A 14,325-nucleotide genomic window follows, 5' to 3' on the forward strand; every position below is an offset into this window, starting at 1 on the left:
GCAGATCCGCCGTCACCGCGGAACGCGTCGCGCGCTCCCACCGCCCCATCTCTTTCTGCCGAACGTGGGTTCCGAGGGGTGCAGCGCACGGTTCGGCAGAAAGAGGCGGCAGTTCGGGGCCGTGTCAGTCGGCGACCGGCACATACATCACGACGGTCAGGCCGGGCGCGTCCGCCGGCACGAGGCTGTGATGCTCGAACTCGAGCCGGCCGTCCTTCGGATGCTGGAACACCCGCTGCCGCGAGGCGAACCGCTCGACCGCATGCTCGGCCCACTGGGTCCGGAAGTCGGAGCTCTCCTCGAGCAACCGCTCGATGAGCGCGCGATGCCGGTCCGAGCTCAGCCTCACGCCAGACTCCGCCCGGAACTCGGCCAGGAAGCGCCGGCTCTCCTGGTCCCAGTCCGGCAGCATGCGGCGCAGCCGCGGATCGGTGTAGATCAGCCACAGCAGATTGCGATCACCGGCATCGACGGTGGCGATCGGTTCGTAAAGGCGCGAATACGGGGTGTTCCAGCCGACGATCGCCCAGTCGCTGGCCACCACGAACGCCGGGAAGGCGAGCGCGTCGACGAGCCGCTGCAGATGATCCGGGATCCGCTCGGGCTCCTCGGCGGCGCCGTCCTCCTCGGGGCCCGCGAGCCGCACCACATAGTCGATCTCGGCCGGGCTCAGCTGCAGCACGCGGGCCACGGCGCCGAGCACCTGGCGGGAGACGCCGATGTCACGCCCCTGCTCAAGCCAGGTGAACCAGCTCGCGCTGACCCCGGCGAGGGCCGCCACCTCCTCGCGGCTGAGACCGATGTCGCCGCGCCGCGCAGCCTGCGGCAGCCCGAGCGCGGAACGTCGCGCAGCACGGCGCCGGGAGGCGAGGAAGTCCCCCAGCTGCTCGCGACGGGGCGTGCGCGGGCGGATCATGCCCGTCGTCCTGTCCGGTCCGTGCCGCCCTGCGCAGAAGACGCGTTTCCGCCGTGATCGCCGCCCATACCCAAACAGTACTCCGAGTACTAGTACAAACCCTCCTCGCTCACGGACTCGGCAGAAGCTCGCGGCAGGTCCACAATGGGTCCCATGGTCGCTTATCGCTCTCGCACGGTCACCCACGGACGCAACATGGCCGGCGCCCGCGCCCTCTTCCGCGCCGCCGGCGTCGACGGCAAGGATCTCGGCCGCAAGCCCATCATCGCCGTCGCGAACTCCTTCACCGAGTTCGTCCCCGGCCACACGCACCTCGCCCCGGTCGGGCGCATCGTGTCTGAGGCGATCAGCGAGGCGGGCGGCATCCCCCGCGAATTCAACACGATCGCCGTCGATGACGGCATCGCGATGGGTCACGGCGGCATGCTCTACTCGCTGCCCTCGCGCGACCTCATCGCCGACTCGGTCGAGTACATGGTCAACGCGCACTGCGCCGACGCTCTGGTCTGCATCTCGAACTGCGACAAGATCACCCCCGGCATGCTGCTCGCGGCGCTCCGCCTGAACATCCCCACGGTGTTCGTCTCGGGCGGCCCGATGGAGGCCGGTCGCGCCACGCTCGTGGACGGCACCGTGCGCTCGCTCGACCTCGTCGACGCGATCAGCGACGCGGTGAACGAGAAGATCTCCGACGCCGACATCCTGCGCATCGAGGAGTCGGCCTGCCCGACCTGCGGATCCTGCTCGGGCATGTTCACGGCGAACTCGATGAACTGCCTCACCGAGGCGATCGGCCTCTCCCTGCCCGGCAACGGCTCGGTGCTCGCGACGCACACCGCCCGCCGCGCACTGTACGAGAAGGCTGGATCCCTGGTCGTCGACATCGCCCAGCGCTACTACGAGGGCGACGACGAGAGCGTGCTGCCCAAGAGCATCGCGACCGAGGCCGCGTTCGGCAACGCGATGGCGCTCGACATCGCGATGGGCGGATCCACGAACACGATCCTGCACCTGCTCGCCGCCGCGCATGAGGCCGGGGTGGACTTCGGCCTCGCCGAGATCGACGCGATCTCACGCCGGGTGCCGTGCCTCGCGAAGGTCGCCCCGAACTCCGCCGGTGGCAAGACGTACTACATGGAGGACGTGCACCGCGCCGGCGGCATCCCCGCCCTGCTCGGAGAGCTGCGTCGCGGCGGCCTCCTCGACGACCAGGTGCACACGGTGCACGCGGCGACGCTGGGCGAGTGGCTGGACGAGTGGGACATCCGCGGCGGATCGGCCTCCGAGGTGTCGCAGGACCTGTGGCACGCGGCACCCGGCGGTCGCCGTTCGTCCACCGCGTTCTCGCAGTCGGAGCGCTGGGCCTCGCTCGACACCGACGCCGAGGGCGGCTGCATCCGCGACGTCGCGCACGCCTACTCGAAGGACGGCGGCCTCGGCGTGCTGCACGGCAACATCGCCGAGAACGGCGCCGTGGTGAAGACGGCGGGCGTGGACGAGTCGATCTGGACGTTCTCCGGCCCCGCCGTGGTCTGCGAGTCGCAGGACGAGGCGGTCGAGAAGATCCTGAACAAGCAGGTGAAGGAGGGCGACGTCGTCGTCATCCGCTACGAGGGCCCGAAGGGCGGCCCCGGCATGCAGGAGATGCTCTACCCGACCTCGTTCCTGAAGGGCCGCGGGCTCGGCAAGGCCTGCGCACTGATCACCGACGGGCGCTTCTCGGGCGGCACCTCGGGCCTGTCCATCGGGCACGTCTCCCCCGAGGCGGCCGCGGGCGGCATGATCGCGCTCGTCGAGGACGGCGACATCATCTCGATCGACATCCCGACCCGCAAGCTCGAGCTCGACGTGCCCTGGGAGGTGCTGGAGCGTCGCCGCGAGCACCTCGAGGCCAATGGCGGTTACCGCCCCAAGAACCGCGTCCGCGAGGTCAGCCCCGCGCTGCGCGCCTACGCGCACTTCGCCCAGTCCGCTGACAAGGGCGCGATTCGCATCGTCCCGGAGCTCTGAGCCGGGCCGCGCCCGGCGCGTCCGCAGGTCCGCAGGTCGCAAACTACCGAACCCGGATCCGAGGCGCCGGGCCGCGGCGCCGGGCCGCGGCGCTCACCGCAGGGCGTTCTTGAGCGAGGCCAGGTGCTCCCGGCTGAGTCCCGCGGCCAGCGCGGCGTCGCCGGCGCGGATCGCATCGGCGAGACACACGTGCGCGGCGTGGTCCTCGGCGCCGCCGAATGCGGTGCGGATCCGCAGCATCGCGATCATCGTCTGCCGCAGCCGCGGCGTGAAGCCGTCGAACAGCTCGGTGAGGATCGGATTCGCCGCCGCGACGACGATCGCGCGGTGAAACGCAAGGTCGGCGTCGACGTGCTCCTCGAGCTCGGCGCGGTGCTGCTCCCGCACTTTCAGGGCGCGCCTGATGGCACGCAGGTCGTTCGCACTGCGTCGCTCGGCCGCGAGCGCGGCTGCCTCGCTCTCGATCGCGGCCCGCGCCTCGATGACGCTGACGATATCCGCGCGCTGCAGCACGGCGTCCCAGTCGTCGCGCACGTCGAGCGCTGAGACGAAGACACCGGCGCCCTGCCGCGCCGTGAGCACCCCCTGCCCGGCGAGCTGCCGGATCGCCTCGCGCACCGTCGAGCGCCCCACCCCGAGCTGGGCGGCGAGCGTCGTCTCCCCCGGCAGGCGTGCGCCCAGCGCCCACTCCTCGGCACGGATCCTGCCGAGGAGCACATCCGCCGTCTGATCCGCCATCGACGTGCGCCGCACGGCATCGCTTCCCGACATCGCCACTCCTCAACTTGTCTGCGGAGTTAACGCTACACTGCCTGCATGCACCTGCGCGCTCTCCTTCTCCTTCGCCGCCACGACGGGGTCTGACCGGACCGTCTCCCCCGTCGTGGCTGATGCGCCACGCCGGTCGCCGAAACCGCAGTCGAAGGAACAGAGGATCCATGAGCAGCACCACCTTCCCCGGCATCTCCACGCCGGCCGGCCCCGTCCCCGCGCACGCCCCCGCGTGGAATCGCCAACGGCACTCGCAGATGCCGTCCCACCGCTACGCCGACCCCTACGACCGGGTGTCGATCCCCGTCGCCGACGCCGAACGCACCTGGCCGACGCGACGACTCACGGCCGCGCCGTTGTGGGTCCCCGTCGATCTCCGCGACGGCAACCAGGCGCTCGCGGAGCCCATGGATCCCGCCCGCAAGCGGCGCTTCTTCGACCTCATGGTCGCGATGGGCTACAAGGAGATCGAGGTCGGCTACCCCTCCGCCTCGCAGACCGACTTCGACTTCGTCCGGTTGATCGTCGAGCAGGGCATCGCCCCCGAGGACGTGACGATCGTCGTGTTCACCGCAGCACGACGCGACCTCATCGCCCGGACGGTCGAGGCGGTCCGCGGCATCCGCAACCCCGTCGTGATCCACCTGTACACCGCGACCGCGCCGGTCTGGCGAGAGACGGTGCTCGGCCGCGATCGCGACGAGCTGCGGGAGCTGATCCTGGACGCGGGGCGCGATGTGCTCGCCCTCGCCGGAGATCTGCCGCGCGTGCGCTTCGAGTTCTCGCCCGAGGTGTTCATGCTCACCGAGCCCGACTACGCGCTCGAGGTCTGCAATGCGATGACGGCGCTCTGGGAGGCGACGCCGGAGCGCCCGGTGATCCTGAACCTGCCCGCCACGGTCGAGATCGCGACACCCAACGTCTACGCCGACCAGATCGAGTACATGCACCGCACCCTGGAGCGCCGCGAAGGCGTGATCCTCTCGGTGCATCCGCACAACGACCGCGGCACGGGGATCGCGTGCGCGGAACTGGCGCTGCTCGCCGGCGCCCAACGGATCGAGGGGTGCCTCTTCGGCAACGGCGAGCGCACCGGCAACGTGGACCTCGTCACTCTCGCCCTGAACCTGCACGCCCAGGGTATCGATCCGATGATCGACTTCTCCGACATCGACGAGATCCGGCGCACGGTCGAGCACAGCAACCGGATCGAGGTGCACCCGCGTCACCCCTACGTCGGCGACCTCGTGCACACCGCCTTCAGCGGCACCCATCAGGATGCGATCCGCAAGGGCTTCGCCGAGCACCGGGAGCGCGCCGCACGCGAGGCGCAGCCCGAAAGCGAGATCGCCTGGCGCGTTCCGTACCTCCCGGTCGATCCGGCCGATCTCGGCCGCTCCTACGACGCGGTGATCCGCGTGAACTCGCAGTCGGGCAAGGGCGGGATCGCCTACCTGCTCGAGACGGAGTTCGGGATCCGGCTTCCGCGTCGGCTGGAGATCGACCTGGCCGGGCACGTGCAGCGGCACGCCGACCAGAGCGGCCTCGAGCTCGACGCGCACGCGCTCTGGCGCATCTTCGACGAGGCGTATCTCGGAGATCGGGGGAACCCCCGCATCGCGCTCTCCGATGTCCGCATCGAGGAAACCGCCGCCGAGTCGCGCGTCGCGTTCCGACTCCGCATCGACGATGTCGAGACCAGGGCCGAAGCGGTCGGGCTCGGTCCGGTCGAGGCCGTCACGGCCGAGCTCGCCCGGCGCGGCGTGGCGATCGAGGTTCTGGACCTGCATCAGGCGAGCATCGGATCCGGCAACGCCGTCGAGGCACTGACCCTCGTCGAGACCCGCACCCCCCAGGGCAGGGCGTGGGTCGCCGGGCGGGATCGCTCGGTGCTCACCGCGACACTGAACGCGGTCCTCGCCGCCGCGGAGGCCGCCCTCCGCGCGCCCTGACGCGCAACGGGCGGAAGCACGCGGCCGGAGCGAGCCGCGCGGATCCGGCTCCGCGCCGCTGGTCGATCGCAACTCTGCAGGACGCATCCGCCGTGAACGTCCTGCAGAGTTGCAGACCTCCTCCGCCCGTGGCCCGGCCGCCCGATCCCCCCGTGCCTGACCGTTCAGGCTCTGGTCGAGGTCCGCACGACCAGGGTGCCGTGCGCGGGCGGGGGCACCTCGAGCGTGAGAGCCGGTTCGAGCTGCCGCAGCAGCGCCGCGGCCGCCTGACGACCCAGCGCCTGCGGCTGCAGATCGACGGCGGTGATCTCCGGGGCCGAGTTGCGCAGGCCGTCCGCATCGGATCCGCACACCACGCGCACGTCCTCCGGCACGCGCACCCCGCGCGCGACGAGCCGATCCACGAGCGCCCGAGCATGGTCGCTGGTCATGCAGTACACGCCGTCGGGCGGTTCGGGCAGGGCGAGCAGCTCATCGGCCGCCGCCGCACCCTCTTCCGGATCCGACCGCTCCGGCACGTACCGCACGTGCTGCACCGCGGGAGGAGTGCGTTCCCGATAGCGCCGCACGGTCGCCGCGTTCCACTCGATCGGATCGGTGCCCACGACGAGCGCGATGCGGGTCGCGCCGGCGGCGGTGAGGTGGTCGAGCACCCGATCCGTGATGAGCTCGGTCGCGATGTCGACGACGTGCGGGTCGTCGGGATCCGCCGGATCCGCGCCGACGAGCGTGTAGGGCATGCCGCCGGCGCGCATCGCGGCGATCAGCGGGTCGCGCTCGACGGGGTCGGTCACGATGATGCCGTCGCACGCCCAGGCCGTGCTCGGAGCATCCGGCACGGTGGGGTCGGCGACGAGCATGAGTGCGTACCCCTGACCGAGCGAGGTCAGGGCGGCCGCCCCGGCGAACCGGGGGAAGTAGTCGACGTCCTGGATCTGCTGCGGCGCGACGCCGACGGCTGGCCGCAGCACCAGACCGATCACCCCGAGCCTGCTGCGGCGCAGCCCGCTCGCGACGACATCCGGGTGGTACCCCAGGGCCGTCGCCGCCGCGCGCACGCGCGCCTGGGTCGCCGGATTCACGACGCCGTTGCCCGAGAAGGTGTGCGACACCGTGGTCACCGACACTCCTGCCCGACGGGCGACGTCGCGGATTGTGGATCGCTGTCTGCGCATTCCGTGATGATAATCGCGGGATCCGCTTGTCCAAATCGTTTTGGATCCTTAGCGTTGCGTGTCGAGCGCGAACAAGGACGTCGCGCACCCGACCTTTCGCCCTGGAGGATCCATGTCGCAGGCGACACCCCCCGTCACCGATTCCGCCCCCGCCCTCACCCATCCCGTGCCCACCGACAGTGCCGTCCGCGTCGAGACGCACGGCATCGACTACATCCCCGACGGCGAGCGGCACGGCCGCGCCCGCGACCTGTTCGCCGTATGGGCGGCGCCCAACGTGAACTTCCTCGCGGTCGTCATCGGCGCGACCCTCATGCTGCTGGGGCTGAACCTGTGGCAGGCGCTGCTCGTCATCGTGATCGGCAACCTGTTCTCGATCATCACCGGCATCGTGGCCGCCTCCGGTCCCGCCGCCGGCACGCCGAGCGAGGTGATCACCCGGGCGATGTACGGCGTCACCGGCAACCGCTTCAACGTCGCGATCGCGGGCTGGCTGATCAGCGTCTGCTACCTCGCGATCAACTGGGCCGCGGCCACCACGGTCGCGGTCGGACTGCTCGGCCGGCTCGGCGTGCCCTCGTCGCCCTGGACCATCGCGCTCAGCGCGATCGTGATCGCCGCCGCCACCATGGTGATCAGCGTCTACGGCCACGGACTGATCATGCGCCTGTACCAGCCGCTCGCGGTCGCGCTCGCCGTGATCTTCGCCGTGATGGCGGTCTTCGTCGTCGGCGGCGCGCACTGGGGCTACACCCCCGCCGAGCCGCTGCACGGCCTGGACCTGGTCGCGATGATGGCCGCCGGCATCGCGCTGGTCGCCTCGAGCCCGCTGTCGTACACGAACAGCGCCGACTTCGCGCGCTACCTGCCCGCGAGCACCCGGGTGCGCGACGTCGCCCTGTGGACCACGCTCGGCATGGTCATCCCCGGGGTGCTCGCCACGTTCGTGGGCGCGCTCGCGGCGAGCGCCGTGGACATGTCGGATCCCGAGGCGGGCCTGGAGAAGTTCCTGCCGGGCTGGTTCGCGCCGGTCTTCCTCATCTCGGTCATCGTCGGCACGATCGCGAACAACGCCATGACCGCCTACAGCTCCGGCCTGGCCCTGCAGGCCGTCGGGATCCGCCTCCCGCGGTCGCGCACCGTGCTGCTGGACGGCACGGTCGGCGTGCTGATGACCCTGTTCGCGCTCCTCGTGTGGAACTTCCTGGACAGCGTCTCGAGCGCCCTGCAGCTCGCGGTCGCGATCCTCGCCCCGGTCATGGGCGTCTACCTCGCCGACATGCTGTGGCGCCGCAACCGCTACGACGGCGCGGCACTCGCAGACGACAGCCACGGCAGCCGGTTCTGGTTCAGCGGCGGCGTGCACATCGCCGGCGCGGTGGCCGTGCTCGTCGGCATCGGCGCCGCACTGCTGTGCAGCGCGACCCTCGTCTACGTGGGCCCGGTCGCCGCGCTCATCGGCGGGATCGACCTGTCGGTGCCGGTCGGCCTGATCGTGCCGTTCGTCATCTACCTGGCGCTGGTGCGCCGCTCGCCCCGCTCGCAGGCCTCGCTGTGAGTCCCCGGATCCGGACAGAGAAGGACCAGAACGCATGAGAACCCCCGGCACCTGCACGACCCACTACCGCGGCGGCGCGATCTTCACCTCCGACACGCAGCCGTGGGCCCAGTCCCTCATCGTCGAGGCGGGACGCGTGCTCTTCGTCGGAGACACGGCCGTGGCCGACGCGTTCGCCGCCGACACCGTGGTGGAGCTGGACGGCGCCCTGGTGATCCCCGGAATCGTGGATGCGCACACGCACCTCGTCGGCCTGGGCGAGTCGCTCGAGCAGGTGGATCTGCATGACGCGACCGATCTCGCCGAGATCCAGTCCCGCATCGCCGCAGCAGCCGCCGCCGACCCTGCAGCCCCGCGGATCCAGGGTCGGAGCTGGCTGTTCTCCAGCCTCCGTGGACAGGCTCCGCACCGCGAGATGATCGATGCCGCAGTCGCCGAACGGCCCGTCTACCTGCACGCGAACGACAACCACTCCGCCTGGGTGAACTCCGCCGCCCTCGCCGAGCTCGGCATCGACGACGAGACGCCGGATCCACTCGGCGGCACGATCCAGCGCGACGCCGCGGGGCACGCCACCGGCATGCTGCTGGAGAACGCGGTGTTCGCGTTCCTGCGGGAGAAGCTGGATGCGCTCACGAGCGATGCCGACCGCGAGGCGCAGTTCGAGGCCGCGCTGCGCACCTACCTCGACGCCGGCGTCACGGCTGCCGTCGACATGGCGCTGGGTGAGCACGACCTGCGCGCCATGCTCGCCGTCCAGGAGCGGCACGGCGGCACGCTGCCGATGCACGTCGCCGCGCACTGGGCCGTGTACCGCACGGGCACCGCGGAGGGCGACGCCGCCGCCGTGGATCGCGCGATCGCGCTGCACCGCGAGCACACCGGACCCGGCCTGCGGATCGCCGGCATCAAGCTCTTCGTCGACGGCGTGATCGACAGCTGCACGGCCGCCATGCGCGCTCCCTTCGCCGACGGCTCGCAGCCGGAGGCGCTGTGGGATCTGCCCTCACTGACCGCGGTCGTCACCCGCGCGGACGCGGCAGGGCTGCAGATCGCCATGCACGCGATCGGCGACGCCGCCTCCGCGCTCGCCCTGGACGCGCTCGAGGCCGCGGTAGCCGCCAACGGTCCGCGCGCCGAGCGCCGTCATCGCATCGAGCATCTGGAGACCGTGGACCACGCGACTCCCCTGCGCCTGGCACGCCTCGGAGTGATCGCATCGATGCAGCCCGTGCACTGCGATCCCGCGATCCAGGACAACTGGCGGGCGATGCTCGGCGACGACCGCGTCGAACGCGCCTACCCCTGGGGCGAGTTCGCAGAGGTCGGCGCCACGCTCGCGCTCGGCACGGACGCCCCGACCGCGCCGTTCGATCCGCTGCCGAACCTGTTCATCGCGACGACCCGGCGGTCTGCCTTCGACCCCGCGCTCGAGGCGAACGTCCCCGGCAACGCGATGGCGGTCGCCGACGCGGTGCGCCGGGCCACCCGTGACGCGGCCTACGCCTGCGGCTGGGAGGGCGAGCTCGGCGTATTGCGCGCGGGAGCCGCAGCCGACTTCGTGATCCTGGACGCGGATCCGTTCCGCGACGGTCCTGAGACGTTCCTCACCACGCGGGTGCGCACGACGGTCGTCGCCGGCCTCGACCGCGCCGCGGTGACGGCCGCGGCCCCGGATCAGCGCTCGTAGAGCAGGATCACGCTTCCCGCGCCGTCGACGCGGCGGGTCTCGTGGTAGCCCAGAGAGCGCAGCTGCCCGAGACCCCAGGTGTCCTCGACGCCGTCGAACTTCAGCTCGACCACCCAGACCCGCTCGACGCCGTCGAAGCGCCCCATCCCGGCCGCACGCGGTATGCCGTAGGTCTGGTCGTACCAGGTGTAGGACTTCTGGAACGGCGTCCTGAGCAGCAGGTCCGTGACGTTCCGGAAAGCCGTCGGATCCGTCGCCTTCGCGAGCCGGGTGCGCTGGGACGGGCGGGCCCCGTCATCGAACACGATGCCGTCGCCGGGCGCGGCGTTCGTGCTGATGAAGGCGGCGACGTCGTTCCAGTCGGACTGGTTCTTCGCGTACGGTCCGCGCTGCAGGGCCGCCACGGGCACCGCCGCGATCACGACGACGGCGATCGAGACGGCCGCGAGCCGCGCCCCCAGTCGACGGCGCGGGAGACGGGCGAGCCGCCTCACCCCGAGCGCCATCACGATCGCGACCGCGGGCGCGGAGAACGAGCCGTACCGGGCGGTGTAGACCGCGACGAACGGGGTGACCGCCAGCAGCAGTCCCATCGGCACGATCATCCAGCTCAGCGCCACCACCTCGAGGCGGATACCGGGCGTACGCCACCGTCCCGCTCCGGCGCGCCGCATCTGGATGAGCTCTCGCGCGAACGCGATCACGGCGACCAGGATGAGGGCCCAGGCGATCGCGGTGAACCACCACTCCTGGAACCACATGTTCTTCAGCACGACCTCGGCCGTGACCGACTCCCGCACGGCGAGGAACGCGATCTGTCGTCGCTGCAGGAATCCGAACCACGCCAGCGGCGTGCAGAGCACGAGGGCGATGCCGGTGCTGAACATCCACGCGCGCCAGCGCCGCCGCAACGCCGGCGACAGCAGCACGATCATCAGGGCCGCGGGCACCATCAGCGCGACATACAGGAAGAGCCAGATGCCGACCGTGAGCACGGCCGCGTAGGCGATCCAACCGCCGACCGCGCGGGAATCACGGCGGCCGATCTCCACGAGGATCGCGATCAGCACTGCGGCGAGCGCGGCGGTCATCGCGTAGGAGCGGGCCTCCTCCCCCGCGAAGATCAGCCGCGGCAGGACCGCGGCGAACACGCCGGCGACCACGGCGAACCGCAGCGTGCCGAAACGTCCGCACAGCCAGACCACGGCGGCGGCGCACACGCCCACCGCGAGCGCCGACGGGAATCGGATGGAGAAGGCGCTCGGTCCGAACACATCGATCCACGCGTGCAGCCCGAGGTAGTACAGACCGTGCACCGCGTCGACGTAGCTCAGCATGTGGATCAGCGACGGCAGCGGCCGTGTCGCCGACATGAGGCTCGCCGCCTCGTCGCCCCAGAGCGACGGGATCCAGGATCCTGCAGCGCTCGCAGCGACGGCGAACAGCCCGACCAGCGCCGCCCACAGACCAAGCCGGCGGGGATCGGCGGTCGGTTCCTCCGCATCAGGGATCTCCGAGCCGACCGCACGGGGCAGGGCCTGACTGGTCACGTCGCCCGAGCGTAGCCTGCGCGGCTTGGCGTCCCCTCCGAGGCGACCCGCCGGATCCGCGTCACGCCGTGGGACATCCGCGATCCGCCGCCGATCCTTCACCCATCGTTCTCCAAGTGTTCGCCAGGCACGCGCCTAATATCCTTGATCCGTGTCACTCTCCTCCTCCGCACGGCGCCTCCGCTCCACCGCCCGACGCCTGAAGCGCGCTGTCGAAGCCGAGCGGATCGCCTTCTGGCGCTCCCGGCCCGTCCGCCCCGATCAGGTGCTGTACGAGTCCTTCGCGGGCAATGGCATGCTGTGCAACCCGGAGGCGATCTTCCGCCACCTGCTGGCCGACCCCGACTACGCGCACCTCACGCACGTCTGGGCGCTCGCCGACGATGACGCGATCGCCCGGTTCCAGAACGAGTTCTCCGCGGACCGCCGGGTCTCGTTCGTGCATCGCGGATCCGCGTCCTACCGTCAGGCTCTCGCGGTGAGCGGCTGGCTGATCAACAACGCCACCTTCCCGACCTGGTTCGGCAAGAGGGAGGGCCAGGTGTATCTGAACACCTGGCACGGCACGCCCCTGAAGCTCATGGGCTTCGACATGCCGTCGGGGGCGGTGCAGTCGGCGAACACGCTGCGCAACTTCCTGATGTCGGACTTCCTGCTCGCGGCGAACCCGTTCATGGCCGGGACCATGTACGAGGGCGCCTACCGGCTCACCAACGTCTACCCCGGCACCCTCATCGAGGAGGGCTATCCCCGCATCGACCGGCAGCGCCTCGACAGCGCGGCCGAGGCGACCGTGCGCGCCGAGCTCGAAGGCAGCGGGGTCCTGCTCGGCGACAAGCCGATCGTGCTGTTCGCACCCACCTGGCGCGGGAGCTCCTTCGACGATCCCGAGGACAACATCGACGAGCTCGCCGCCCAGCTCGCGGCCCTGCAGGCCGGCGTCGGCGACGACCACGTCGTGGTGCTGAAGACGCACCAGATCGTGCACGCGCACGCCTCGGCCCGACCGGAGCTGGCGCGCTCGCTCGCGCCGAACTCGATTCCGTCGAACGTGCTGCTGGGGGCTTCGGCGGGCCTCGTCACCGACTACTCGTCGATCTTCTTCGACTACCTGGCGACAGGCCGGCCCATCGCGTTCTTCACCCCGGACGCCGACCTGTACTCATCGGGTCGCGGCACCTACATGCCCCTGGACACCCTGCCCGGCCCTGTCGCCGACGACGCCGCCGAGACCGGCCGCGCGCTCAGGGCGCTGCTGGAGGGCGCCGATCCGCACCCGCAGTACGCCTCCTGGGCCGAACGCTTCGCCCCGTTCGAGGATGGCGGCGCGACCGCACGCGTCGTCGACATCGTGTTCGGCGGCGCCCGCGAGGGCTATCGGGCGCGTCCCACCGCGCACGACGGCCGCAAGCGCCTGCTCGTGTATCTCGGCGGCATGAAGCCGAACGGCATCACCACGAGTGCGCTCAACCTGCTGGGCGCGATCGACCACACCCGCTATGACGTGACGGCGCTGCTGCCGAAGCGACGGCTCAGCACCGACCCGCTGACGCAGGCCCGCATCCCCGCCGAGGTGCGGCAGGTGTTCCGCATCGGCGGGATGAACGGGTCCAAGGCCGTGCACCTGCGCCGCCGCATCGACGAATGGCGCGGATCCCCGCGCACCCCCGGCACCGAGCCGTGGCACGAGGAGCTGTGGAACGCGGAGTGGACGCGCGTGTTCGGCGACGCCCGCTTCGACTGGGTCGCCGACTTCAGCGGCTACGGCCCGCTGTGGACCAGCCTGCTGCTGCACGCCCCCGCGGTCACGGAAGGCGGGCCCGATCCGGTCCGGGCGATCTGGATGCACAACGAGATGGCCTCCGACCGCGAACGCACCGTGAACGGCAAGGCCACCATGAAGCGCGGCCTCAGCACGGTGTTCGCGATGTACTCCGAGTACGACCAGCTCGTCTCGGTGTCGCACCAGCTCACCGAGCTGAATCGCATCGAGCTCGCCGAATACGCCTCCGGGGAGCACTTCCGCACGGTGCGCAACTTCCCCGACGTCGAGCACGTCACACTCGGTGCCCGGCGTCCGCTCAGCGAGTTCTTCTCAGAATCGGACGCGCAGTACGAGGCCGCCGACCAGGAGATCCCGCCCCGCCCGGCATGGTACGAGACGCTCCAGGCCGACGAGGGCGAGCTGCGGTGGTTCGTCACGGTGGGCCGCCTGAGCCCCGAGAAGAACCATGCGCGCCTGATCCGCGCGTTCCACGACGTGCACCGGGCGCACCCCGAGGCCCGGCTGCTCATCGTGGGTGCGGGCCCGCTGCGCGCCGACCTGCAGCAGCAGATCGATGAGGCGGGGCTCTCCGATGCGGCGTTCCTCACCGGAGCGCAGCGCAATCCCTACGCCCTGCTCGCCGCCTCCGACTGCTTCGTTCTGTCCAGCCTCTACGAGGGGCAGCCGATGGTACTCATCGAGGCCGCCATCTGCGGTCTGCCGATCGTGTCGACCTCGTTCGGATCCGTGTACGGCGCCCTGCCCGAGGGCTCCATCAGGATCGTGGCGCAGGACGACGACGCGCTCGCGGCCGGGATGACCGCGTTCCTCGACGGCGAGGTCCCTGCGGCGACCCTCGACACGGACGCCTATCGCGCCGACGTCAAGGCCGAGTTCGAGGCTCTGCTGACCGACTGAGCGGCGCGCTCGATAGGATC

General features: G+C 70.9%; 9 protein-coding genes. 5 read left to right on the plus strand and 4 right to left on the minus strand.

All coding sequences use genetic code 11. The annotated features are described in order from the left end of the window. Positions 1-124 precede the first annotated feature (124 nt). The gene (locus tag AB4078_RS06290) at positions 125-916 is read right to left on the minus strand and encodes a helix-turn-helix transcriptional regulator (protein ID WP_441976402.1); all 792 of its coding nucleotides are present in this window, start codon (positions 914-916) and stop codon (positions 125-127) included. A gap of 153 nt (positions 917-1,069) precedes the next feature. Here AB4078_RS06290 and ilvD point away from each other — a divergent pair, with 153 nt between their 5' ends. Beyond that, positions 1,070-2,926, plus strand: a complete 1,857-nt coding sequence (gene ilvD, locus AB4078_RS06295; RefSeq protein WP_440733687.1) for a dihydroxy-acid dehydratase — start codon at positions 1,070-1,072, stop codon at positions 2,924-2,926. 93 nt (positions 2,927-3,019) lie between these two features. Here ilvD and AB4078_RS06300 read toward each other — a convergent pair whose 3' ends face one another. Next, positions 3,020-3,697 (minus strand): FadR/GntR family transcriptional regulator, encoded by a 678-nt coding sequence (locus AB4078_RS06300; protein ID WP_441976403.1) that lies wholly within the window; start codon positions 3,695-3,697, stop codon positions 3,020-3,022. Between the two features lie 167 nt (positions 3,698-3,864). Between AB4078_RS06300 and AB4078_RS06305 the strand changes: the two genes are divergently transcribed. Continuing rightward, a complete protein-coding gene (locus tag AB4078_RS06305; RefSeq protein WP_441976404.1) occupies positions 3,865-5,649 on the plus strand; it encodes a 2-isopropylmalate synthase in 1,785 nt (594 codons plus the stop codon). A gap of 164 nt (positions 5,650-5,813) precedes the next feature. Here the strand turns inward: AB4078_RS06305 and AB4078_RS06310 are convergent, their stop codons facing one another. Next, complete coding sequence (locus AB4078_RS06310; protein ID WP_441976405.1) at positions 5,814-6,824, minus strand: LacI family DNA-binding transcriptional regulator; 1,011 nt, start codon at positions 6,822-6,824, stop codon at positions 5,814-5,816. A gap of 112 nt (positions 6,825-6,936) precedes the next feature. Here AB4078_RS06310 and AB4078_RS06315 point away from each other — a divergent pair, with 112 nt between their 5' ends. Together AB4078_RS06315 and AB4078_RS06320 are read left to right on the plus strand one after the other, a co-directional pair. Beyond that, positions 6,937-8,382 (plus strand): purine-cytosine permease family protein, encoded by a 1,446-nt coding sequence (locus tag AB4078_RS06315; protein WP_441976406.1) that lies wholly within the window; start codon positions 6,937-6,939, stop codon positions 8,380-8,382. A 34-nt stretch (positions 8,383-8,416) separates the two neighbouring features. Continuing rightward, on the plus strand, positions 8,417-10,072 hold the full coding sequence (locus AB4078_RS06320) for an amidohydrolase (RefSeq protein WP_441976407.1): 1,656 nt from the start codon (positions 8,417-8,419) through the stop codon (positions 10,070-10,072). Here AB4078_RS06320 and AB4078_RS06325 read toward each other — a convergent pair. Then, the gene (locus AB4078_RS06325; protein WP_441976408.1) at positions 10,060-11,622 is read right to left on the minus strand and encodes a glycosyltransferase family 39 protein; all 1,563 of its coding nucleotides are present in this window, start codon (positions 11,620-11,622) and stop codon (positions 10,060-10,062) included. The two genes, AB4078_RS06320 and AB4078_RS06325, sit on opposite strands and share 13 nt — an antisense overlap. Before the next feature lie 151 nt (positions 11,623-11,773). Between AB4078_RS06325 and AB4078_RS06330 the strand changes: the two genes are divergently transcribed. Continuing rightward, complete coding sequence (locus AB4078_RS06330) at positions 11,774-14,305, plus strand: CDP-glycerol glycerophosphotransferase family protein (protein WP_441976409.1); 2,532 nt, start codon at positions 11,774-11,776, stop codon at positions 14,303-14,305. Positions 14,306-14,325: the final 20 nt, after the last annotated feature.

Source organism: Microbacterium sp. 2MCAF23, from assembly GCF_052115565.1.
In the GTDB taxonomy this organism is placed as follows: Bacteria; Actinomycetota; Actinomycetes; order Actinomycetales; family Microbacteriaceae; genus Microbacterium.